At 61.5% G+C, this 20,751-nt stretch carries 24 protein-coding genes; 11 read left to right on the top strand and 13 right to left on the bottom strand.

Going from position 1 to position 20,751, the window contains the following annotated elements; all coding sequences use genetic code 11:
- The first annotated feature begins 3 nt into the window (after positions 1-3).
- From LOL23_RS01075 to LOL23_RS01035, 10 genes are all read left to right on the top strand, one after another.
- The gene (locus tag LOL23_RS01075) at positions 4-726 is read left to right on the top strand and encodes a cell division protein FtsK (RefSeq protein WP_237173006.1); all 723 of its coding nucleotides are present in this window, start codon (positions 4-6) and stop codon (positions 724-726) included.
- Positions 723-1,025, top strand: a complete 303-nt coding sequence (locus tag LOL23_RS01070; RefSeq protein ID WP_237173005.1) for a hypothetical protein — start codon at positions 723-725, stop codon at positions 1,023-1,025. Before LOL23_RS01075 ends, LOL23_RS01070 begins: the two co-directional genes overlap by 4 nt.
- Positions 1,022-2,824, top strand: a complete 1,803-nt coding sequence (locus tag LOL23_RS01065) for an AAA family ATPase (protein ID WP_237173004.1) — start codon at positions 1,022-1,024, stop codon at positions 2,822-2,824. The genes LOL23_RS01070 and LOL23_RS01065 overlap by 4 nt, the downstream gene beginning before the upstream one ends.
- Entirely contained in the window at positions 2,821-3,024 is a 204-nt protein-coding gene (locus LOL23_RS01060) for a hypothetical protein (protein WP_237173003.1), read from the top strand. The genes LOL23_RS01065 and LOL23_RS01060 overlap by 4 nt, the downstream gene beginning before the upstream one ends.
- Positions 3,021-3,680, top strand: a complete 660-nt coding sequence (locus LOL23_RS01055) for an HNH endonuclease family protein (protein ID WP_237173002.1) — start codon at positions 3,021-3,023, stop codon at positions 3,678-3,680. Before LOL23_RS01060 ends, LOL23_RS01055 begins: the two co-directional genes overlap by 4 nt.
- Positions 3,661-3,912: a hypothetical protein gene (locus tag LOL23_RS01050; protein WP_237173001.1), complete on the top strand. Its 252-nt coding sequence runs from the start codon at positions 3,661-3,663 to the stop codon at positions 3,910-3,912. Before LOL23_RS01055 ends, LOL23_RS01050 begins: the two co-directional genes overlap by 20 nt.
- 400 nt (positions 3,913-4,312) lie before the next feature.
- Positions 4,313-4,765, top strand: a complete 453-nt coding sequence (locus LOL23_RS01045) for a hypothetical protein (protein ID WP_237173000.1) — start codon at positions 4,313-4,315, stop codon at positions 4,763-4,765.
- Positions 4,762-4,926, top strand: coding sequence for a hypothetical protein (locus LOL23_RS01040; RefSeq protein ID WP_237172999.1), 165 nt, complete (start codon positions 4,762-4,764; stop codon positions 4,924-4,926). The genes LOL23_RS01045 and LOL23_RS01040 overlap by 4 nt, the downstream gene beginning before the upstream one ends.
- Positions 4,853-5,179 carry a DUF4224 domain-containing protein gene (locus tag LOL23_RS19030; RefSeq protein WP_369414072.1) on the top strand — a complete coding sequence of 109 codons (327 nt, stop codon included), beginning with the start codon at positions 4,853-4,855 and terminating at the stop codon, positions 5,177-5,179. Before LOL23_RS01040 ends, LOL23_RS19030 begins: the two co-directional genes overlap by 74 nt.
- Positions 5,180-5,219: 40 nt before the next feature.
- Positions 5,220-6,092, top strand: coding sequence for a tyrosine-type recombinase/integrase (locus LOL23_RS01035; protein WP_237172998.1), 873 nt, complete (start codon positions 5,220-5,222; stop codon positions 6,090-6,092).
- A 398-nt stretch (positions 6,093-6,490) separates the two neighbouring features.
- On the opposite strand, the gene LOL23_RS01030 is transcribed toward LOL23_RS01035, so the two are convergent.
- The 13 genes from LOL23_RS01030 to metE all read right to left on the bottom strand — a co-directional run bounded on the left by LOL23_RS01030 (position 6,491) and on the right by metE (position 19,519).
- On the bottom strand, positions 6,491-7,195 hold the full coding sequence (locus tag LOL23_RS01030; protein WP_237172997.1) for a fumarylacetoacetate hydrolase family protein: 705 nt from the start codon (positions 7,193-7,195) through the stop codon (positions 6,491-6,493).
- Between the two features lie 2 nt (positions 7,196-7,197).
- Positions 7,198-7,734 (bottom strand): inorganic diphosphatase, encoded by a 537-nt coding sequence (gene ppa / locus LOL23_RS01025; RefSeq protein ID WP_160976230.1) that lies wholly within the window; start codon positions 7,732-7,734, stop codon positions 7,198-7,200.
- A 99-nt stretch (positions 7,735-7,833) separates the two neighbouring features.
- The gene (locus LOL23_RS01020; RefSeq protein WP_160976228.1) at positions 7,834-9,363 is read right to left on the bottom strand and encodes a heme biosynthesis HemY N-terminal domain-containing protein; all 1,530 of its coding nucleotides are present in this window, start codon (positions 9,361-9,363) and stop codon (positions 7,834-7,836) included.
- Positions 9,364-9,372: 9 nt separating this feature from the next.
- Positions 9,373-10,791, bottom strand: a complete 1,419-nt coding sequence (locus tag LOL23_RS01015) for a uroporphyrinogen-III C-methyltransferase (RefSeq protein ID WP_237172996.1) — start codon at positions 10,789-10,791, stop codon at positions 9,373-9,375.
- A 16-nt stretch (positions 10,792-10,807) separates the two neighbouring features.
- The gene (locus LOL23_RS01010) at positions 10,808-11,641 is read right to left on the bottom strand and encodes a uroporphyrinogen-III synthase (RefSeq protein ID WP_160976224.1); all 834 of its coding nucleotides are present in this window, start codon (positions 11,639-11,641) and stop codon (positions 10,808-10,810) included.
- 19 nt (positions 11,642-11,660) lie between these two features.
- Positions 11,661-12,617, bottom strand: coding sequence for a hydroxymethylbilane synthase (gene hemC / locus LOL23_RS01005; protein ID WP_237172995.1), 957 nt, complete (start codon positions 12,615-12,617; stop codon positions 11,661-11,663).
- Between the two features lie 4 nt (positions 12,618-12,621).
- Complete coding sequence (locus LOL23_RS18930) at positions 12,622-12,747, bottom strand: hypothetical protein (RefSeq protein ID WP_255772627.1); 126 nt, start codon at positions 12,745-12,747, stop codon at positions 12,622-12,624.
- Positions 12,744-13,448 carry a TerC family protein gene (locus tag LOL23_RS01000; protein ID WP_160976220.1) on the bottom strand — a complete coding sequence of 235 codons (705 nt, stop codon included), beginning with the start codon at positions 13,446-13,448 and terminating at the stop codon, positions 12,744-12,746. The genes LOL23_RS18930 and LOL23_RS01000 overlap by 4 nt, the downstream gene beginning before the upstream one ends.
- A gap of 129 nt (positions 13,449-13,577) precedes the next feature.
- Positions 13,578-14,273 (bottom strand): TerC family protein, encoded by a 696-nt coding sequence (locus LOL23_RS00995; protein ID WP_160976218.1) that lies wholly within the window; start codon positions 14,271-14,273, stop codon positions 13,578-13,580.
- A 197-nt stretch (positions 14,274-14,470) separates the two neighbouring features.
- Positions 14,471-15,352 (bottom strand): succinate--CoA ligase subunit alpha, encoded by an 882-nt coding sequence (sucD, locus tag LOL23_RS00990; RefSeq protein ID WP_160976216.1) that lies wholly within the window; start codon positions 15,350-15,352, stop codon positions 14,471-14,473.
- Between the two features lie 19 nt (positions 15,353-15,371).
- On the bottom strand, positions 15,372-16,532 hold the full coding sequence (gene sucC / locus LOL23_RS00985; RefSeq protein ID WP_160976214.1) for an ADP-forming succinate--CoA ligase subunit beta: 1,161 nt from the start codon (positions 16,530-16,532) through the stop codon (positions 15,372-15,374).
- Positions 16,533-16,610: 78 nt separating this feature from the next.
- A complete protein-coding gene (locus tag LOL23_RS00980; protein WP_160976212.1) occupies positions 16,611-17,183 on the bottom strand; it encodes a DUF2889 domain-containing protein in 573 nt (190 codons plus the stop codon).
- A gap of 32 nt (positions 17,184-17,215) precedes the next feature.
- Positions 17,216-19,519, bottom strand: coding sequence for a 5-methyltetrahydropteroyltriglutamate--homocysteine S-methyltransferase (gene metE, locus LOL23_RS00975; protein ID WP_160976210.1), 2,304 nt, complete (start codon positions 19,517-19,519; stop codon positions 17,216-17,218).
- Between the two features lie 314 nt (positions 19,520-19,833).
- On the opposite strand from metE, the gene LOL23_RS00970 reads away from it, so the two are divergent.
- Positions 19,834-20,751 (top strand): LysR family transcriptional regulator, encoded by a 918-nt coding sequence (locus LOL23_RS00970; RefSeq protein WP_160976208.1) that lies wholly within the window; start codon positions 19,834-19,836, stop codon positions 20,749-20,751.

Here is a 20,751-nt window from a genome sequence, read left to right as displayed (position 1 = left end):
ACCATGGCCAAGAAGAAGCCCGAACAACAGCCCGAGCAGCCCAAAGACATCCGCGAAATGACCGCCGACAGCCTGGGGCGCGACTTGCTCTCCGCGCTGGTCCAGGAGATCAAGCTGCTGCCCAAGCCGTGGGCGAGCCTGACCAAATCCAAGCAGGATGACATCATCGACCGGCTGCGCGATCGCGTTGAATACAACGTGAAGATGGCGGTGCACCTGATTGCCAGCAACAACCGCACGACCGTCATCGGCGACCTTGAATCGGTCACCAGTAAGGACGGTATCAAGGCGCAGTTCAAGATAAACCAGAACAGCGAGGGGCGCCACCACCTGTTCGACAGCGTGGGCCATGCGTGCTTGATCGTCGTGGCCGACGCCAGCGAGCACACCGGCGGGATGGATGACGTCCAGGGCGAGAGCGACCAGCGCTCCATGGATCTGGGCAAGGAATACACCGACCAGGATGGCGACGGCATGGACGATGACAGCGATGTCGTGGACGCCGAATTCAAGCCTGCAGCGATCGAGCACCAGCCCCTGCAATCAGAACTGGACCAGGCCTGGGATGACGGCTACGACGCGGCCGAAGAAGGCAAGCCGCAGACTGACTGCCCCGTCATGGCCGGCCCGTTGTGCATTCAGTGGGTCAAGGGCTGGAAGGCCTGGCATGAAGAGAACCCGGGCGAGCAGCAAGACGCCGACGAAACGGAGGGCCAGCAATCATGACCATCATCCGCAAGCTGATCCGCACCGACGGAACCGAGATCCACCTGGAAGGGCCTCACGCCCTGGACGACGTCAAGCTGATGATCGGTGCCGACACCCTCGAGCCCGTCATGCTGCGCCACCTTGGCAACCCGCTGCACGTCATGTTGATCGACGACGCGGGCTACCTGAACGACCTGCCGATCAACCAGAAGGCGACCGAGCTGTATTGGGAGAACTGCCGCCCCGGCACCACGCACGCGATCCGCGGCGACGTAGTCATCGTGCCCGATGGCGACTATGCGGAGATCGCGTCATGAAACTGACCAGCATCAGCATCGACAACCTGCTCGGCGTGACGCACATTGAGACTGCCCTCACAACGCCCGTGACACTATTTGCCGGCGCGAACGCCGCCGGCAAGAGCAGCGTCCGCGAGGCCGTACGCGCCGCCTTCCTCGGCATGCCCGAACGCGTCATTAGAAAAAAGGATCTTGGCCAGCTGGTGCACGCTGGCGAGCAGGCCGGGTCCGTGGCCATCGAGATTGAGGGTGGCGCGACCACCTTCACCGCCCCCGATGGCAAGCAGGAGCTGCGCCACGGCCACACCCAGGCGCAGTGGGAGCCGATGGCTCTCGCCCTGCCCTACTGTCTGGAGCCAGCGTCATTCGCGGCGGCTTCGCCCGACGAACGGCGCCAGCTGCTCTTCGCACTCACGGGTGCTAGCAGCAAGAAGGAAGACATCATCGCGGCCATGCGCGAGCGTGGCTTGACTGACGAAATCATCGACGCCTCTACACCCATGCTGCGCGCCGGCTTCGCAGCTGCCGCGAAGTTCGCCGAGGAGCGCTGTCGCGACGCCAAAGCTTCCTGGAAGGCTGCCACCGGCGAAACGTATGGCCACGTGAAGGCCCAGTCGTGGAAAGCGATCTCGCCTGACGTGGATACCACCGCGATCGAGCAACTCAAGACGCGCGCCGAGATCCTCAAAGGCAAGATTGGTACCGAGCAAACGAAACTGGGCGCCGCCGAGCAGAAACTTAAAAGCTGGCTGGCCGCTGAGGAAAGCCGCGAAGCCGACGGCAAGGCATTCGCCAAACTGGAGAGCCTGCAAGCGAAGCTCGAGCGTGATCAGGACGAGCTGCTCAAGTGGGCTGACCAAGTCAAGATCCTGGAGGGCCAGGCTGGTACGGGCCCGCGTGTGGGGCTTGTGCATGACCTGGCCGCGTGCCTGGATGACGTATACAACCAAGGAAATAACAGCTTCGACATTCCGGCGGCGTTGGACTCCCGCATTCTGGTGGCTCTTGGCCAGTACGAGACCCAGCATGGCTCACTTGACGCCCAGGGTAACCCGGAAGCCGCCGCCAAACTGCCCGAGGCGCGTAAAGCACGTGACCTCATGCAACGCAGTGTGGACAACGACAAACGCGATATCGCTGCCGCCCAGGCCGCTGGCGCCCGCCTGGAGCAGTCGATTGAGCGAGGCAGCGAAAGCGAGGTTGAGTCCGTGCGAACGATCCTGGCCGGGTATCAGCAGGAGCTCGCGCAGGTTAGCGGCGAACTGCAGGCGCTGGTGGCCAATCAACAGGCCGCCGCCCAAGCGCAGCACCGCACCGCCACGGCAGCCGCCGCGCACCAGCAAGCGCTGGACTGGCAGTCAGCGATCGACGCCCTGTCTCCGGCCGGCATCCCCGCCCAGATCCTGGAAAGCGCGCTGGAACCCATGCGCGAGGCGCTGCGCTACGTGTCCGAGGCCCTGTACTGGCCCCACCTCACCATCGACACAGACATGATGATCGCCGCTGGCGAGCGTCCGTACGGCCTGCTGTCCGAGTCCGAGCGCTGGCGCGCCGACGCCATCATTGCACTGGCGCTAGCGTCACTGTCCGGCTTGCGTATGGTGGCACTGGACCGGGTAGACGTCCTGGATCTGCAGGGGCGTGCCGACCTCATCGATGGGCTTGACGCCATGGCTACTGACGGCCAGATCGACACGGCGCTGCTCTTTGGCACATTCAAGTCCGCGCCCAATATGAGCGGCTTTCCCCAAGTCAAGTGCCAATGGCTCGCCGGCGGCGCGATCGCCCAGTCAGAGGCCGTGAAGGAGGCAGCATGAACACCGAAACGCATCCATTCTATGTCGCAACCTACAGCGGGCGCGACTGCTACGAGGTCGCCGCCGAGGATCGCATCCGGCGCGTAAAGCACTTTGACCGCGCGCAATGTCTGGCTGCCCTCGCCCTACCCGACCTCCAAAAAACGGTCGTACGAGCAATCGAACGCCGACTGCGCCAGCTCGAGCGAGGCCTGGCATGACGCGCAAGCCCTGGACGGAGATCGAGGTGAAGATCCTGCGCAAGTTTTACGCAGACAGCCCCACCGAACGGATCGCCCAGGCACTGGGTAGACCGCTCACGCAGGTCTATGCGAAGGCGCGTAGGCTGGGATTGGTCAAGTCGCCAGCGTATCTGGACAGCCCGCATGCATGCCGGCTGCGCCATGGCGACAACCTAGGGGCCGAGTACAGGTTCAAGCCGGGACTGATACCGGCCAACAAGGGTATCCGCCGGCCGGGCTATGCACCTGGTCGTATGGCGCACACCCAGTTCAAGGTAGGACAGAACCCACACAACACCCTTCCAATTGGCGCCTACCGTCTCGACCCCAGCGGGATACTGCAACGCAAGATCAGCAACAACAAGGGCAGCAACAGCATGCGCTGGCGCGGCGTGCATGAGCTCGTCTGGGTCGAAGCCAACGGACCGGTGCCACCTAAACACATCGTCGTTTTCAAGCCTGGCATGCGAACCAACATCCTCGAGCAGATCACTCTAGACCGAGTCGAATGCATCAGCCTGGCCGAAAACATGCGTCGCAACAGCCTGCACCGCTACCCCAAGGAAATTGGCGACGCCATCCGCGCCCGCGCCGTCCTAAACCGGAGAATCAATCATGTCGAAAAACATCAGTGATCTGCGCGATGGCCTGTTCGAGGCCATGCAGATGCTCAAGGACGGCAAGCTGACCGTCGAGCAAGCCAAAGCCATCAGCGAAATGAGCCAGGTCGTCATCAACGCGGCCAAGGTCGAGGTTGATTACATCAAAGCCAACAATGGCGGCGAGACGCCATTTCTGGAGGCCGTGGGCAACGACAACCTGCCACCAGGCGTAGTCGGTGTGACGCGCCACCGGATCGCGGGGTGAGCCATGAAAATCGCACTTCTCATTCTGGCCGCTATTGGCATCTTCGCTGCGGGATTCGGCTACGGCTTTCTGTTCCTGCTGTCGATGACAGATCCGGTGGAGTTCCTATGAAGACTCGAAAGAACGGCCTATGTGACCGGCCAATCGTGCGGGCGCTCGCCTGTCCTCCACAAGTTCGGTGGATCGCCGGCGTCAGTGGCCTGATACATCCACGTCCCGCAAGCCGTGCATTTCCATTGAGTATCTCGCTTGACCATATCCTGCTTCGGGATTCCGAAGGCGCTCACGCCCGAAGGAGAAAGTTTGTCATGCGGCGGAGTGCTGGACGGCATTCCGTCCAACTTCAGGCACGAATCGCAAGCGGTCATGGTCATCTCCAATCGTCCGAGGTGATCGTAGCATGACCCTTCCCTACAGCACCGCCACCAGCGGCGAAAAGGCCCTGGGCGAGATCCAGAAACTACTGCGCGGCTTCGGCTGCTCCAAGTTCGGTTCCATGGTCGACGATGCCGCCGGCGAGCTGCTCGTCCAATTCGAGTACCGGGGGCAGATGGTCAGCGTCAAAGCATCGACCAAAGGCTACGCGGCGGCCTGGCTGAAAGAGAACCCGTGGAACTCGCGCCGATCAGGAACCAAGCAGCAATACGAACGCAAGGCGATGGACATTGCCAGCGTGGCCGTGTATTCGATCCTTCGCGACTGGATCAAAGGCCAGATCACTGCGATTGAGACTGGCATTCTGTCTTTCGAAGGTGCGTTTCTCGGCCAGATCTTGCTGCCCAGCGGCAGGACCATTCTCGAACATGCGATCGAAAACATGCTGCTGAGAGCACCTGACCGGGAGGCGCCATGAGCACCCCAGAACTACCACCCCTACCCGAACCGTGCTACCGCGACAAATCGGCGCTCCCGGTCTGGAACGAACCGCGCGTCACGACCTATGCAGCCCAGTGCTACGACGCGGGGTTTCAGGCGGGCTATCAAGCAGGCAAACGTGATGCGCAGGCCGAGTAACGGAGGAAGAAGCAGTATGCTCGTACTATCGCCAGCCGAGCTGGAGAGCGTTACCGGCAAAACACGCAAATCCAGCCAGTGCCACGTATTGGCACAATTGGGTATCCCTTACAAGATCAGGCCCGACGGCACACCGGTTGTGCTGCGAGCAGCTATGGAGGCTTCGTTCGGCCATGCGCCCACGGACAAAGGACCGTCATCTCCCCGCATCCGTGTACCTAAAGCACGGGGCGTACTACTACGTCAAGAATAACCAGTGGCGCCGGCTGGGTGCAGATCTTCACGAGGCGCTGATGGAGTATGCACGCATCGTCGCGCTACCGACCGAAGGCGTTCCAGCCCTGATCGACAAAGCGCTCCCGCAGGTCACCAAGGATGTCGCTGTTTCGACGAAAAAGCAGTACAGCTACTGTGCGGGACTGCTGAAAGAGGTGTTCGCGGAGTTTCGTCCCAATCAGGTCAAGCACGGCGACATCGTGCAGATGATGGATCTATACCTGCACAGCCCAATGACAGCCAACCGTATGCTGACGGTTCTGAAGCTCGTCTACCAATGGGCGCTGGATCGCGAACTGGTGGAGACGAACCCGTGCCTGACGGTCAAACGATTGCCACAGGGCAAGCGCAACCGGCTGATCACGCCTGAAGAGTATCAGCGCATCTACGCCGTCGTGGCGCCCTGGCTGCAGGTTGTGATGGATCTGTGCTATCTGACTGGCCAGCGCATCGGTGACGTGCTCAAGATCGAGCACGCGCACCTACTGGATGAGGGCATCTTTGTCGACCAACAGAAAACCGGCAAGCGCCTCATCGTCGCCTGGACGCCGCAACTGCGCGACGTAGTTGCGCGGGCCAAGGCCCTTGGCACACCAGTGAGGTCCATGAAGTACCTGGTCGCCGGCAGGGCCGGAAAGATGCGATTGCACAGCAACGTGTGGCGCAGCTTCAAGGAGGCCGCACGAAGTGTCGGACTGGGAGACGTGACGTTGCATGACCTGCGCGCTATGTCGGGCACCGATGCGGATCGCCAAGGCAAAGACCCGTCCGCCCTACTCGGCCATACCGACCGCAGAACCACCGAGATTTATCTGCGCGACAAGTCCGCAAAAGTGGTCCAGGGGCCGACCAAGAAGGTTGCCGATGCGACGACAAAAAAGGCTGGATAACCGTTCAGTTTTGGACACAGGGTTTTAGACGTCTATTAGACTGCACAACAAAGACCCGCATAAACACTGGCCAGTATGGGCAGTCATGTATTCGGTCATCCCTTGGCCGCGTTGGGCATTGCGGCGCGTGGAAACTGAAAAACGCATAGCTGCTACTCCGGAAATTACTGGAGTAGCCAGTGTGCTCTGCATCTGCACGTGTTCCAATTCGGAGAATCCGAAATGGATGATTAAGTCCACCCGTCGGGGGCGGTGGTGAAAGGCTCGTCGAATCCCAGCAGCATAGCGTCTGAACCAGACACGCGATGGGCGCTACGCGAGTGATTCGGCATCGGCCCAGGCAGTGAGCGGCGATGCCGGATCACCGGCCACTGGGCAACTGTGGCCGGTGAAAGTGGTCAGGCGGGGTTGCCGACCTTTACGTGCAGCTCGCCCAGGCCGGCAATGGCGCCCACCATGACATCACCCGCCACCACCGGGCCAACGCCCTCGGGCGTGCCGGTAAAGACCAGATCGCCTGCCTGAAGCTCGAACAGACTGGAGAGATAAGAAATGGCTTCGGCGGTGCGCCAGATCATGTCGGACAGATCGCCAGACTGGCGCTGAACACCATTTACCGTCAGGGTGATGGCGCCCGCCTCGAGCTCGCCCGTGGACACGCGAGCATGCAATGGGCCGATCGGCGCGGAATAGTCGAAGGCTTTGCCGACTTCCCAGGGACGGCCCTGCTTTTTTGCTTCGCCCTGCAAGTCGCGACGCGTCATGTCGAGCCCGATCGCATAGCCCCAAATGGCCTCTGCGGCCTGCTCGATCGACAGATCGCGGCCGCCCTTGCCCAGCGCGGCAACCAGCTCGATTTCATAGTGCAGGTTAGCGGTGCGCGGCGGATATGGCATCTGGCCGACTGCGCCATCGGCGACATTGACCAACGCGTCGGCGGGCTTGCAGAAGAAGAATGGATCTTCACGGCCCGTGAAACCCATTTCCTTGGCGTGCTCAGCGTAATTGCGCCCGACACAGTAGACGCGGCGAACCGGAAACACGGCCTGGCTGCCAACGACCGTCAGCACAGGCTGTTGCGGGAACGGAATGACGGTTTCCATTGTCATTCCCCGCCCTTGGCGCAGCGCTCGGCACCATCGACGATCTCTTTGCGGGCGGCTTCAGGACCTTCCCAGCCCTGTACCTTGACCCATTTTCCTTTCTCGAGATCCTTGTAGTGCTCGAAAAAATGCTGAATACGCTTGAGCTCGAGCTCGGGCACATCCTGCACTGTCTTGATGACGCTATACGGCGGATAGAGCTTGTCGGCGGGCACCGCCAGCAGCTTGGCGTCGAGCCCCGCCTCATCTTCCATCTTGAGCACGCCGATGGCCCGGGCGCGGATCACCGCACCGGCTTGGATGGCGAAAGGCGTCAGCACCAACACATCGACCGGATCGCCGTCTTCCGACAGTGTCTGTGGAATATAGCCATAGTTGCAGGGATAGTGCATGGCCGTCAGCATGAAGCGGTCGACGAATACGGCGCCGCTCTCTTTGTCGACCTCGTACTTGACTGGGTCGGCGTTCATGGGGATTTCGATGACGACGTTGAATTCATCCGGCAGATTATCGCCGGGCGGTACACGATCTAAACTCATGCTGGTCTTGCCTTGTGAGGTAGGAAGGTTCAGTAAGGAAAAACAGAATCTGCGAATAAGGCGCAATGCAATCAACGGATGTATGCGTTCGCTAAAGCGTCAATCGCGCCGCCGGTTGCGCCCCGCAAGGTCGGGCGCCTCGGACAAGTCTACCCCTGGTATGGGAGCACTGTCGAAGTACTCGTCCAGCCCGCTATTGTCGCCTTGCGGCGCCGGTGCGCCCGAAGACGCGGAGGCCGTGGCCGCCGACCCGGGGAGCGGCGGCTCCGCCGGCTGTACAGCGGCATAATCGCTATCGAAGAAATCAGCGGCACTGGCCGCAACCGGCACATGTACATCCTGAGTGACGGAAGGCGATTGCAAGGGATCTGCATCGACGAGCAGCGGATCGTTGTGCGTATCGGCCGCCGGCAAGGCACGGTGGATGTCGGGCAGTACCGGCAACGCGCCTGCCACGCCCGCTGCGCGGCGCCAATGCTTCATGGCATCGCCGGTTCGACCCAAGCGATCATACAAGCTGCCCAACAGAGAATGGATACGCATGTCACTGCGCAGCTTCATGCTGCGAAGCAGGTAATGCTCGCCCTGCCCCCAGAGCTCGCCTGTCAGGCACAGCTTGCCCAGGGCGGCCAACAGCGCGGGATCGTCGGGATGGGATTTGAGCCAGCTTTCGGCCTTGCTGAGGCGGCGGGCAACATGCTCCTGCGGACATTGCGCATAGGCATTGAGGACACGGGCATCCAGTTTGACCGCGAGCGCTGCCTCGAGAATACGTGCCGCTTCATCGTGGTTGCCGGCGCCCGACTGAATTGCCGCCCCCGCAAGCGCGATGTCTGGCAAGGTGCGCTCATCTGCCTTGAGGTCACCCCATGTGCTCTTGAATTGCTCAAGCCCGCCTGCCTGCAGGCGGGCAGCCGCCGACAGCTCGATCAGTTGCCGCGCCTCGGTCTTGTCCAGCGCCCCGCGGCGCAGCAACACACGAGTCAGGTCGTAGATGCGGTCATAGTTTTGAAGCTGGCGATGCGCGCGCAACAGCAAGCCGGTGGACTGCAAATGCAGCGAGCTGGCATCCTGCAGGGGTTTGAGCAGTTGGAGGGCGTCGTTGGGTCTGTTCTGGTCGAGGTAAAGCTCGGCGGCGACGATGCTCGTGGCCTCGCGCAGATGCAAGTCGTTCTTTGCGCTGGAAGTGGCCAACGCAAGCGCTTCGTCGCGCTTTGCGAATTCGCCCATATGATGCGCCGCGCGCGCTGAAGCCAGGGCGGCCAATACACGACGTCCGCCGGAACGGGTGCGCCCGATGAGGCGCGACAAGTCTTTGTCGGCGTCGGCGTAGCGACCCTCCAACACCTTGATCCAACCACTTTCCAGCAGTTCATGGTCACGCTTCTCGGCACGCAGCGAACGCCAGGAGCGGAAGCGCTCTGGGCCGCCTATTATCCAGGCGAGCACCCTGAGCAGGATATACAGCACAACGAAGCCTGCCACCAGCAGCAGTACCGCCAGGGTAAGGGAAAGCTCGATCCGCCACGGCTGGGCAATGATGAGCACGTTGCCGCTGTGCTCGCGCAGCACCAGCGCAAGCGCGACTGCGGCAACAAAAACGAGGAGCGTCCAGAACCAAGTCTTCATGACAACACCTCAACCCAGGTTAGGCTGCAACGGTGCGCCAGCCGCCTGGCCACCCGTGCCGGCTGAAGGCACGGCGGGAGGCGGCGTATCGGGCGCCGGTGCACTCGAGCCACTCGGGGTGACGGGCGTATCAGGAACAGCCGGCGTGGCGGATCCAGCGGGCTTGTCGCTGGCATCGGGAGGCTGCTGCCCAGGCTGCTCACCGGCACCCTCGTGCGTGCCATCCCGGGCCTCGTCGCGCTGGTGTTCTGCACGCAAGGCTTCGATGGCTCGCAGGCTGTTGTCCACCGTGGGCAGCCTGACGTCGATGGGGGTATCGGCGAACTGCCTCGCCAGTTTGAGCGCTTGACGGGTTTTTGCCGACTGGGGATCGAAGCGGCGCTCTATCGCCTCGAGCAGAGCGCGCGTTTCAGAAGCCCAGATGCCTGGTTGGTGCATCATGATCGCCAACTGCGCCGTCATGATGCGCAGACGCAGACTTTCGCGGAAACGACGCGCCTGATCGGGCGACATAAGCAAGGCGGCTGTGTCGTCCACACGACGCACATTGATGAAAGCACCCAGGTCCTGGCGCACGGCCCCCCATGCGGACTGCACCCAGCCTTTGGCGGCGCCGGCGCTGCGCGCCCACCACGATGCATCGGCGTCCGAGGGCTCAGGTGTGCCCGCTTGCGCTGGTGCCGCGCTTTTGGCTGCGGGCGCAGCCGTAGCAGCGGGCGCGGCATCATCGGGCACGATGAGTGGTGCGTCGCCAAGCAGATTGGCCAATTCGTCGAGCTGTGAAGAAAGCAGCGCGACGTCAATGGTAGAAGCGGCACGCAGACGATCCAGATCGCCGTTGATGGTCTGTTGCAAGGAAGCCAAGCCAGGGCGGTTGGCGCGAGCCAACTGGGCCTGGGCAGTTTCGAGCGAGATGATCGCATTGGCGACGTTGCCGCCAAGCTGCAATTGCTGTTGGGCAATCGTGACCAGGTGATCAACATCGTTGAGCAGCACAAGCTCGGAACCGCTGTCGGTGATCAACTGGAAGGCCTGTTGCAGGCCATCGAGTTCGGTGCGCGTATCGGCGAGCTCGGATTCGAGCGCCTGGACACGCTGCGCCTGTTCGTCGGCCTGCTGTCGTGCCTGGCGGGCGAGTGCGTCGGCTTCGCGAGAGAAATCGGCGCTGCTGGCGGCCTGCTGCTGCAATTGGGCAGCGATACCTTCGAAACGCCGCTGTTGATACCACAAGGCCGCCGCCAGAACCAGTGCCACAACGACCGCCACGATCAGGGCGGGCCCTGCCAGGCCGCCGCGCCTGACGCCACGAGCGGACTTGCCTGCTGGCACAGCGCCCGGGGCGGGACGTGAGCCCGAATCAGCCTTGGGGACGGCGGAAGTGGACGCCGCCTTCGAATCTTGCGGGAGTTCGGTGTGTTTTTCTGTCATGGCGCGATTGTAATCCCTAGGAGCCTGACGGGCCGGATGCCATCTGCAACAAAGCGCGATAGACGGATTCTTCGCCCGGTTGGCATAGTTGTACCATTGGCGGCTGCCCGTTGCCAGAAACCGCAAGCACCGATTGTAAGCGCTCTGCGATACGTGGATGGATGGCCAGGAAACAGGCTTGCCGCCAGCGCGTAAGCAGGCCGAAGGCTGCTATGTTGGCGCATACGGCATCGACCCCTTCGCTACTGGTCAACAGCGTGATGCATCGATGGCCGGGCATCAGCGCGCTGCCCAACCATGCCTGCTCGCGCTCACCCCACACAGCCGCCTCACGCCGGTAGAGTGCCATGCGTTCAACCTGCACACCGGCGCCCGTCAGTTGTTCGCCCAACCATTCGCGCCCGGTTTCCCCGCGCACAATCAGTGCCTGACGCACATTGCCCAAGCGGGCGGCGAGCAGTGGCCACAAGGACTCGGAGTCGTGAGAGGAATCGGGCGCGCGGGAATAAAGGATGGCATCTTCGGGGACTCGACCGCTGCCGCGCAGGGCAGCCGCGGTTTCGGCGCCGACTGCGGCAGCCAGTTGGCCCGCCGGCCAGCGAAACGCCCCCTGCCCGCCCAGAGCCTGATCCATCGCCCGAAAGTAGGCGCGAACCGCAGTACCGCTGACGAAGACTGCCAGCTGGGCCGCCCGCGCCTGCCGAACCGCCTGCATGGTGACGGCCAATGGTGTGATGACGAGCGCTGGCGCCTGCATGACGCACAGGCCGGCATCGCCTAGCCTGCCCGCCAACGCAGCGTTCTTGCCCTGGGGGCGAGTAAGTAGAACGAACGCGCGCGTAAGCTGCATATGCCTGGGGCGCGGCCCCTCAGGCGTGCGGGCTGGCAGCCGCCAGCCGTGCAAGAATTGCATCGGCACCCTGGCCCAGCAGGGCTTGGGCTGCCTGCTGACCCAGCGATTCAGCCTGCGCAACGCTGCCGCTCGCCTCGGCGCTGAGCAACCGGGATCCGTCGGGTTCGGCCACCAGTGCGCGCACAAAAAGGGTTTGCCCCCGCAACTGCGCATAAGCCGCCAGCGGAACCTGGCAGGAACCGCCAAGCGTGCGCGAGACCGCACGCTCGGCCAATGCGCAGGCCGTCGTGGCGGGATCACCCAGGGGCGCCAGCCAGGCATGCAGGTCAGCCCGCGAAGCCAGGGTTTCGATCCCAAGTGCACCCTGCCCTGCAGCGGGCAGGCTGAGCTCGGGTTCGATCAGGCCGCGGATACGATCCTGCAGCCCCAACCGACGCAGGCCGGCGGCGGCCAGGATGATGGCGGCATAATCGCCACGATCGAGCTTTCCCAGCCGTGTGTCGAGATTGCCGCGCAGCGCCTGTACGGCAAGGTGCGGATAACGGCGGCGCAGCTGCGCCTCGCGGCGCAGGCTGGAAGTACCCACGACGGCACCAGCGGGCAATTCGTCGAGCGAAGCATAGTCGTTGGAGACGAAGGCATCGCGCGGATCATCGCGCTCCATGATGACAGGCAGGGCAAACGGCAGTGTCAGGTCTACAGGCACATCCTTGAGCGAATGCACGGCGAGATCAGCCCGTCCATCGAGCAAGGCGGTTTCAAGCTCTTTGACGAACAGCCCTTTTCCGCCTACCTTGGCCAGGCTGCGATCCAGAATTTGATCGCCGCGCGTGGTCATGGTCAGCAGGCTGACTTCGCAAGCGGGATACAGCGCGCGCAAGCGATCGCGCACATGTTCGGCCTGCCACAGGGCAAGCCGGCTGGCGCGCGTGGCAATGACCAGCCGTTCGGGAGCTAAAGCTTGAGCCACCATCGCCTCAGATGAAGTAGTTGATGACGACGGCGGCGATGATGCCGATCAGAGCAAGAATGCCCAGGCCTTGCAGCAGAGACAGGCCGGATTCGAAATGCTTTTTGCCAGCGGACGATTTGAACAAACTCATGTTGATTCCTTGGGGCCTTTGCGGCTTGATATCCATTTGCCGACCGCGATCACAAACAGCGCGCCTGCAATATGGGCAGTATAGGAAACAGCCAGGCTGGGCTCCCCAAAACGATTGAAAACGAAGACATCGGTGACCAGCATGCCGCCGGCAATCCAGCCCAACAGGCCAGCGCCGAAGGTAACAACCAGTGGAAAGCGGTCGATCAGCTTGAGCACCAGTGTGCTGCCCCAGATGATAATAGGCACGCTGACCAGCAGGCCGAATATGACATAGTACAACTGATGATCCAGATGGGTACTCTGGGCAGCGCCCGCAATGGCGATCACGTTGTCCAGACTCATGACAAAGTCGGCGATGATAATGGTTTTGACGGCGCTCCATACCGAGCTGCCGCTCTTGATATTGCCGTGGGCGTCTTCCTCAGGCACAAGCAGCTTGATACCTATCCACAGCAGCAGTGCACCTCCGACAATCTTGAGGAAAGGGATATCGAGCAAGGTGAGTGCGAAGGCGATCAGGACAACGCGCAGTACGATGGCCCCCGCCGTACCCCAGAGTATGCCCTGCATACGCTTGCTGTGTTGTAGGTTTCGACACGCCAGCGCAATCACCACGGCGTTGTCACCCCCCAGCAGGATGTCGATGAGAATGATCTGGAATACAGCGCCCCAATGCAGGGAATCTAGAAAGGCTAACATTAGTTGTCCCGTTGAGCAGTGCTGGCCTGCACGGCTGGCAGGCCTGGCCGCGTGAAATAAATTAACCCCGGCGCAGCCCTGCGCCGGGGTGGCAGCATATAGCCGGGACTATTTTAGTTCAGCTTGACTTCAGCCGGCAGCCCGCAGGCGCAAAACCTTACCGGTGGCAAGGACAATAACTGCCCCCGCCACGCCGATGAATACCGCAAACTGGTGCACCGACGTATGCAGCTGCTGCGCCGCACCATCTATTGTGTTCACCATCGCCGGATCGCTCACGAGCATTTCGCCCGCAATATAGCCCAGCAGCGCCGCTCCCAGCCAGACAATGACCGGCAAGCGTTCGATGACCTTGAGCAGTAATGTGCTCCCGAAGATCACCAACGGGATGCTGATTGCAAGACCAAAGATCAGCAGCACAAAATCACCATGCGCCGCCGCCGCGACGGCCACGACGTTGTCCAGGCTCATGACGAGATCCGCTAGCAGTATCGTGCGTATGGCGGCCATCAGGCTGCCATGTTCGCGTACGCCGTCTTCGGCGTCGTCGCTCGGGCGCAAGAGGCTTATGCCTATACAAAGCAGCAGCAGGCCGCCCACAACTTTGAGCCAGGGCAGGAGCAGCAGCTTGGCCGCCACAATGGTGAGGATAATGCGCAGCACAATGGCGCCCGTAGAACCAAAACCAATGGCCATGCGCTGTTGATTGGGGGGAAGCGAGCGTGCCGCAAGGGCGATGACGACGGCGTTGTCGCCAGAGAGCAGGATATTGACCCAGATGATTTCAAGCAGGGCCAACCAGAACTGAGTGGAACCGACATCCATGTTTCATGTGTCCTAAGATGAAGATCCCCCTTCATTAAAGGCAATGAAAAGCCTGTGGCGGCGCCCCGCTACAGGGCAGGCGCCACCACAGGATGCTGCAGGTGTTGCGTGTATCGGGGTACGGCCGATGCCGAGCTTTCCGCCCCCGATATTATGTGTTTGCCGGTACGCGCACGGCGCCCCGGCAGTACCAATGACTACAGCACCGACTTAAGCAGGCGGCCCATTTCGGAAGGATCGCGCGTGGTGCGGATACCGCATTCTTCCATGATCTTCAGCTTGGCGTCAGCCGTGTCGTCGCCGCCCGAGATCAAGGCACCGGCGTGGCCCATGCGCTTGCCGGCCGGCGCCGTAACACCTGCGATGAAGCCGACCACTGGCTTCTTCATGTTGTCTTTGGCCCAGCGTGCCGCCTCGACTTCGTCGGGCCCGCCGATTTCGCCGATCATCACGACAGCGTCGGTGTCGGGATCATCGTTGAACAACTTGAGCACATCAATGTGCTTCAGGCCGTTGATGGGATCGCCGCCAATACCAACTGCGGTTGACTGGCCCAGGCCCAGCTCGGTGAGCTGCGCCACGGCTTCGTATGTGAGGGTGCCCGAACGACTGACCACGCCAATGCGACCCTTCTTGGAGATGTGGCCAGGCATGATGCCAATCTTGAGCTCGTCGGGCGTGATAAGCCCAGGGCAGTTGGGACCCAGCAGCAGAGTTTTCTTGTTTTCGTCGCGCATGCGGTTGCGTACTTCCAGCATGTCACGTACAGGGATGCCTTCGGTGATGCAAATGACCAGGTCCAGGTCGGCGTCGACGGCCTCCCAGATGGCGGCGGCAGCGCCCGCGGGCGGCACGTAGATCACCGAAACGGTTGCGCCAGTGGCTTCCTTGGCTTCTTTCACGCTGGCGTAGATGGGCACGCCTTCGAAGTTTTCGCCTGCTTTCTTGGGATGCACGCCGGCGACGAACTGGTTTCTGCCGTTGGCGTATTCGCGGCACATGTGGGTGTGGAACTGGCCGGTCTTGCCGGTAATACCCTGCGTGATGACTTTGGTGTCTTTGTTGATCAGAATCGACATTTACAAATCCTCAGAATTCTTATTTGGCGGCGGCAACGACCTTGGTGGCCGCTTCGGCCATGGTGTCGGCGCTGATGATGGGCAGGCCGGATTCCGCCAGCAGCTTCTTGCCCAGCTCTTCGTTGGTGCCCTTCATGCGCACGACCAGAGGAACGGTAAGGTTCACGGCCTTGCATGCGGCGATGACGCCTTCGGCAATGACGTCGCAACGCATAATGCCGCCGAAGATGTTAACCAAGATAGCCTTGACGCCCTTGTTGGCCAGCATGATCTTGAAAGCTTCGGTGACCTTCTCAGCCGTCGCACCGCCGCCGACATCCAGGAAGTTGGCCGGCTCGCCGCCGAACAGCTTGATGGTATCCATGGTAGCCATGGCCAGACCGGCGCCGTTCACCAGGCAGCCGATGTTGCCGTCGAGCTGGATGTATGCCAGGCCGAACTTGCTGGCTTCGACTTCGGATGGGTCTTCTTCGGCCAGGTCGCGGTACTCGACGATCTCGGGGTGACGATACAGGGCGTTGGAGTCGAAGTTGAACTTGGCGTCCAGGGCGATGATGTCGCCCGAACCCGTGAGGATGAGCGGGTTGATTTCGGCTAAGGACGCATCAGTGTCCCAGTAAGCCTTGTACAACTTCTGGAATTCGGCGCCAGCCTTGGCAACCGAAGCTTCGGGCACGCCAATGCCGCGAGCCAACTGGGCAGCCTCGGCGTCGGTGAGGCCAGTCTTGGGATCGACAAATACCTTCAGGATTTTCTCGGGCGATTCTTCGGCAACCACTTCGATTTCCATGCCGCCTTCGCTCGATGCCATGACGCACACACGCTGCGAAGCGCGGTCGGTCACGATACCCACGTAGTATTCCTTCTTGATGTCGGCGCCTTCTTCGATCAACAGGCGGCCCACCTTCTGGCCTTCCGGACCGGTCTGGTGCGTGATCAGCTGCATGCCGAGGATCTCGGAGGAAAGCTGACGGACTTCGTCGATGGAACGAGCCAGCTTCACGCCGCCGCCCTTGCCGCGGCCGCCCGCGTGAATCTGGGCCTTCACCACCCACACTGGGCCGCCCAGCTTCTCCGCCGCGGCGACTGCTTCTTCGACCGAAAAAGCAGGAATCCCGCGCGGCACGGTGACGCCAAACTTCTTCAGCAGTTCCTTGCCTTGATACTCGTGAATTTTCATTTGTTACCTGTCAGAACGTGGAAATTACGGAAAACGCGCCTATGCCGGATCACAGCAAGGCGCGTGGTTGGATGTTGCCTACTCGCATTTTGTTTCTGCCGCCGGAGTGACATACCACTTGGGGTAATACTGCCTTACCACCTCACCTTCGACGCTTAGCGCATGGCAACCGTCGAGCTGGAACGGGCGCCGGGCGTCAGGCCTTTGGGCTTCCTGGCGGCGCCGGTTGGCCATGGTCTGTACCGCCGCGGTGGGCAGCACATACGTCAGCTCGCTCATGTGTGTACAGCCGGCTACCCTGCCGAAACGCGCCTTGACCGCATCGCGGAAGTTGCGCAGCAGGTTCATACCAATGAGATCATGGTAATCCGGCTCGATGGCCATGCAGTGCGGCCCATAGGGGGCGGCATCATAAGCCGCGGCGGCATCGACGATCGTGAAGTTCTCATCGATCGTGATGCGCAGATGCATGTGGTGGATGGGGTCGCCGGCGCGATGCGTCGCGCCGCCCCGGAGCGGGAAGTCGTATGCCTTGACGTCGATGAGTTCAGCCTCGAGATCCCAGAGGCCGTCCGCCCGGGCGAACGAATTCACGCGGATGGATCGCGAATGGAGAGGCTCGCGTGCGGTCTCGGAGGGGGGCAGCGGCATTTACAAAACAACACTTCACAAGTGCAAACCTGCTAAGTATAACGCAGTGTCTTTGCCGCTTCGACCATCGCGGTGAGCGCAGCCTCGGTTTCGGGCCAGGCACGTGTTTTCAGGCCACAATCCGGGTTGACCCAGAGGCGTTCGGCGGGCAGCCTTGTCGCCGCCTTGCGCATAAGATCGACCATCCAGTCCAGCCGCGGCACATTGGGCGAATGTATGTCATAGACACCGGGCCCGATATCGTTCGGGTAGTGGAAATCTTCGAAGGCGCCCAGCAGTTCCATGTTGGAGCGCGACGTCTCGATTGTAATGACGTCGGCATCCATCGCCGCGATGGACGCAATGATGTCATTGAACTCGGAATAGCACATATGGGTATGGATCTGTGTATCGTCCTTGACGCCGCCGGTGGACAGGCGGAAGCAGTCGACAGCCCAGTCCAGATAAGATTGCCAATCGTCACGGCGCAGCGGCAGCCCCTCGCGGAAAGCCGGCTCATCGATCTGGATGACACCGATGCCCGCCGCCTCGAGATCTTGCACCTCATCACGCAGCACCAGCGCCAATTGGCGGCACGTGGTTGCACGCGGCTGGTCGTCGCGCACAAACGACCACTGCAGAATCGTGACTGGCCCGGTCAGCATGCCCTTGACCGGTCGTTGCGTGAGCGACTGGGCATAGGCAGACCAGCCGACTGTCATGGGCGCGGGACGCGCCACATCGCCGAAGATCACTGGCGGCTTTACGCAGCGCGAGCCATAGCTTTGCACCCAACCATTTTGCGTGAACGCGAAACCGCCAAGCAGTTCGCCAAAGTACTCGACCATGTCGTTGCGCTCGGGTTCACCATGAACCAACACATCAAGACCGATTTTTTCCTGGAAACGGATGACTAGCTCGATTTCTTCGCGCATCGCTTTTTCGTACGCGCCATCATTGATGGCACCCTGCTTCCAGTCGCGTCGCGCCTTTCGGATTTCAGTGGTTTGCGGGAAGGATCCAATCGTAGTGGTTGGGAATGCAGGCAGCCCCAGCTTGCGCTGCTGCTGCGCGATGCGGCCCGCGAAGGGGGGGCGCTCACGCGACAAGGCGTCGGATTGCGCCATGCGCTCCTGGACAGTTTTGTTATGGATACGCGGTGATGCTGCGCGGGCTGCCAGCGCATCGCGCTGCCCCTGCAAGGCCTGCTGAACTTGCTGATCAGTGTCGCCGGCCGCGAGCGCGGCGAGCAGCCGAAGCTCATCCAGTTTCTGGACGGCGAACGACAGCCAGCTCTTGAGTTCGGGATCAAGGGCGGTTTCGTGCTGGAGATCAACCGGCACATGCAACAGGGAGCAGGACGGCGCGAGCCAGAGCCTGTCCCCATGACGCGACAGGGCGTCGCCGGCAATCCGCGCGGCGCGATCCAGATCGGTACGCCAGATGTTGCGGCCGTCGATGAGCCCCAGCGAGAGTACCTGCTCGCGCTCGATAACATCGAGAACCTGGTCAAGTTGGCCGGCACCACGCACCAGGTCAATATGCACGCCATCGACCGGCAAACCGCGCAATACGCTGGCGTTATCGCCGAGCGGGCCGAAGTATGTAGCCAGCAGAATGCGCGGACGCAGCCCTTGGCCGCCAGCCAGGGTTGTGTAGACGCGGGCATATGCTTCGCGCCAGGCGTCGGGCAGATCGAGCGCAAGAATGGGCTCGTCGATCTGCAGCCACTGCACGCCTAATGCATGCAGTGTTGCCAACACCTCGGCATAGACAGGCAAAAGCGCATCGAGCAATGCCAGCTTGGCGCTGTCTCCAGGCCCGCCGGTGTAGGCATCGCCCTTGCCCAGCCAAAGCCAGGTCAAGGGGCCCGGAATCACCGGCTTGGGGCTGTGGCCAGCTGCCTGCGCCTCACGCACTTGGTCGAACAGATAGCTGCGTGCGATGCGGTAGGACTGGCCTGGCGTGAGTTCGGGGACGATGTAGTGGTAGTTAGTGTCGAACCATTTGGTCATTTCGCAGGCGGGCGCCGGCCTGCCTGTGGGCGCCCTGCCCCGCCCCATGCGAAACAACGTGTCCAGCCCTACAGACTCGCCATCCGGCTGGCCGAAACGCGCAGGCACCGCACCCAGCAGAGTCGTCCATTCAAGAATATGGTCGTACCAGGCAAAATCGCCCACCGGCACATAGGCCAGGCCCGCCTCGGCCTGCAACGCCCAGTGATGGGCGCGCAATGCGCGGCCTTCGGCCTCCAGGGCTTCGAGTGTGCGCTCCCCCGCCCAATACGCTTCGAGCGCGCGCTTGAGCTCACGCTGCGCACCAATGCGTGGAAAACCAAGATTATGAGTGGTAATCATGAAAAACCCTTGCTGAATGAATTTGTTTTGCGAAGAACATCATTGTGCCGGCTGCTTTATTTGAATCAAAATCAAATCCAACATTCTTACAATGAATGAATTTCATATAAAATACCTGTCATATCACTCGGCTGAGTTTCCGTTCGCCGGAAGCGGCGTTGGCATAGCTGCATTGGCACATAGCAGTATCCGCGCCAGCGCAGCGCTATGCTGTCCCTCCAGGGCCGGCTCCCTGCATCTCGCCTGCACCGGCGGATAACCGACGGATGCTATCGATACGCTTCCCCTTCCAACGCTGTTTCTTCTGTTGACCAATGCTTGAAATACGCCATCTCGAAACACTGGCCGCCATCCGCGACGGAGGCAGTTTGCAGGAAGCCGCAGAGCGGCTGCATGTGACGCAATCCGCCCTGTCGCATCAACTGCGTGATCTCGAAGTACGGCTGAAAACGCCCCTACTGAACCGTCGCACCCGCCCTGCGCGGCTGACGACCGCAGGTTTGCGCATCCTGGCGGTGGCTGATGACGTGTTACCGCGAATCAGAGCGGTAGAGCGCGAGTTGCAGCGACTCGCCGCTGGACGCAGCGGCCGTTTGCATCTGGCGATTGACTGTCACTCGTGCTTTCAGTGGCTGATGCCAGCACTGGACGCATTTCGCCACGACTGGCCTGAAGTTGAGCTGGACTTGTCGGCGGCGTTTTCTTTTGCCCCGCTGCCTGCGCTGCTGCGCGGCGACCTCGATGTGGTGGTGACCTCGGACCCCCAACCCATGGAAGCGGTGGAATACCTGCCGCTGTTTCGCTACGAACTGGTACTGGCTGTAGCGGCGGGCAACCCGCTGTCACAGTATCGGTACATCGAGCCTCAGCAGCTTGCCGACCAGATGCTGATCACTTACCCGGTAGACCGCCAGCGCATGGATGTGTTTACCGTGTTCCTTGACCCAGCCGGCGTTGAGCCCGCCGCCATACGCAAGGCGGAGCTAACCCCCATGATCGTACAGTTGGTGGCCAGCCAACGCGGCGTGGCCGCCTTGCCCAACTGGGCACTTACCGAGTACTTGGGCCAAGACTGGCTGCGCACCTGTCGTCTGGGAGAGCAAGGGGTGTGGCGCACGCTCTATGCCGCAACGCGTATCGAAGATGCGCAATCGGATTACGTGCAGGCATTCGTGAAGCAGGCACGCGACACATGCTTCAAGACGCTGAATGGGATCAAAGCCGCCCGTTGA

Source organism: Paracandidimonas lactea (genome assembly GCF_021653995.1).
GTDB classification, from domain to species: Bacteria; Pseudomonadota; Gammaproteobacteria; order Burkholderiales; family Burkholderiaceae_B; genus Allopusillimonas; species Allopusillimonas lactea.
Note: the sequence above shows the minus strand (reverse complement) of the source record. Positions and strands in the feature narration are given on the sequence as shown.

What these genes read in the sequence shown, in the direction of transcription:
- LOL23_RS01075 (WP_237173006.1), top strand. Translation starts at nt 4, where the DNA reads ATGGCCAAGAAGAAGCCCGAACAACAGCCCGAGCAGCCCAAAGACATC.
- LOL23_RS01070 (WP_237173005.1), top strand. Translation starts at nt 723, where the DNA reads ATGACCATCATCCGCAAGCTGATCCGCACCGACGGAACCGAGATCCAC.
- LOL23_RS01065 (WP_237173004.1), top strand. Translation starts at nt 1,022, where the DNA reads ATGAAACTGACCAGCATCAGCATCGACAACCTGCTCGGCGTGACGCAC.
- LOL23_RS01060 (WP_237173003.1), top strand. Translation starts at nt 2,821, where the DNA reads ATGAACACCGAAACGCATCCATTCTATGTCGCAACCTACAGCGGGCGC.
- LOL23_RS01055 (WP_237173002.1), top strand. Translation starts at nt 3,021, where the DNA reads ATGACGCGCAAGCCCTGGACGGAGATCGAGGTGAAGATCCTGCGCAAG.
- LOL23_RS01050 (WP_237173001.1), top strand. Translation starts at nt 3,661, where the DNA reads ATGTCGAAAAACATCAGTGATCTGCGCGATGGCCTGTTCGAGGCCATG.
- LOL23_RS01045 (WP_237173000.1), top strand. Translation starts at nt 4,313, where the DNA reads ATGACCCTTCCCTACAGCACCGCCACCAGCGGCGAAAAGGCCCTGGGC.
- LOL23_RS01040 (WP_237172999.1), top strand. Translation starts at nt 4,762, where the DNA reads ATGAGCACCCCAGAACTACCACCCCTACCCGAACCGTGCTACCGCGAC.
- LOL23_RS19030 (WP_369414072.1), top strand. Translation starts at nt 4,853, where the DNA reads ATGCAGCCCAGTGCTACGACGCGGGGTTTCAGGCGGGCTATCAAGCAG.
- LOL23_RS01035 (WP_237172998.1), top strand. Translation starts at nt 5,220, where the DNA reads ATGGAGTATGCACGCATCGTCGCGCTACCGACCGAAGGCGTTCCAGCC.
- LOL23_RS01030 (WP_237172997.1), bottom strand. Translation starts at nt 7,195, where the DNA reads ATGGAAACCGTCATTCCGTTCCCGCAACAGCCTGTGCTGACGGTCGTT.
- ppa (WP_160976230.1), bottom strand. Translation starts at nt 7,734, where the DNA reads ATGAGTTTAGATCGTGTACCGCCCGGCGATAATCTGCCGGATGAATTC.
- LOL23_RS01020 (WP_160976228.1), bottom strand. Translation starts at nt 9,363, where the DNA reads ATGAAGACTTGGTTCTGGACGCTCCTCGTTTTTGTTGCCGCAGTCGCG.
- LOL23_RS01015 (WP_237172996.1), bottom strand. Translation starts at nt 10,791, where the DNA reads ATGACAGAAAAACACACCGAACTCCCGCAAGATTCGAAGGCGGCGTCC.
- LOL23_RS01010 (WP_160976224.1), bottom strand. Translation starts at nt 11,641, where the DNA reads ATGCAGCTTACGCGCGCGTTCGTTCTACTTACTCGCCCCCAGGGCAAG.
- hemC (WP_237172995.1), bottom strand. Translation starts at nt 12,617, where the DNA reads ATGGTGGCTCAAGCTTTAGCTCCCGAACGGCTGGTCATTGCCACGCGC.
- LOL23_RS18930 (WP_255772627.1), bottom strand. Translation starts at nt 12,747, where the DNA reads ATGAGTTTGTTCAAATCGTCCGCTGGCAAAAAGCATTTCGAATCCGGC.
- LOL23_RS01000 (WP_160976220.1), bottom strand. Translation starts at nt 13,448, where the DNA reads ATGTTAGCCTTTCTAGATTCCCTGCATTGGGGCGCTGTATTCCAGATC.
- LOL23_RS00995 (WP_160976218.1), bottom strand. Translation starts at nt 14,273, where the DNA reads ATGGATGTCGGTTCCACTCAGTTCTGGTTGGCCCTGCTTGAAATCATC.
- sucD (WP_160976216.1), bottom strand. Translation starts at nt 15,352, where the DNA reads ATGTCGATTCTGATCAACAAAGACACCAAAGTCATCACGCAGGGTATT.
- sucC (WP_160976214.1), bottom strand. Translation starts at nt 16,532, where the DNA reads ATGAAAATTCACGAGTATCAAGGCAAGGAACTGCTGAAGAAGTTTGGC.
- LOL23_RS00980 (WP_160976212.1), bottom strand. Translation starts at nt 17,183, where the DNA reads ATGCCGCTGCCCCCCTCCGAGACCGCACGCGAGCCTCTCCATTCGCGA.
- metE (WP_160976210.1), bottom strand. Translation starts at nt 19,519, where the DNA reads ATGATTACCACTCATAATCTTGGTTTTCCACGCATTGGTGCGCAGCGT.
- LOL23_RS00970 (WP_160976208.1), top strand. Translation starts at nt 19,834, where the DNA reads ATGCTTGAAATACGCCATCTCGAAACACTGGCCGCCATCCGCGACGGA.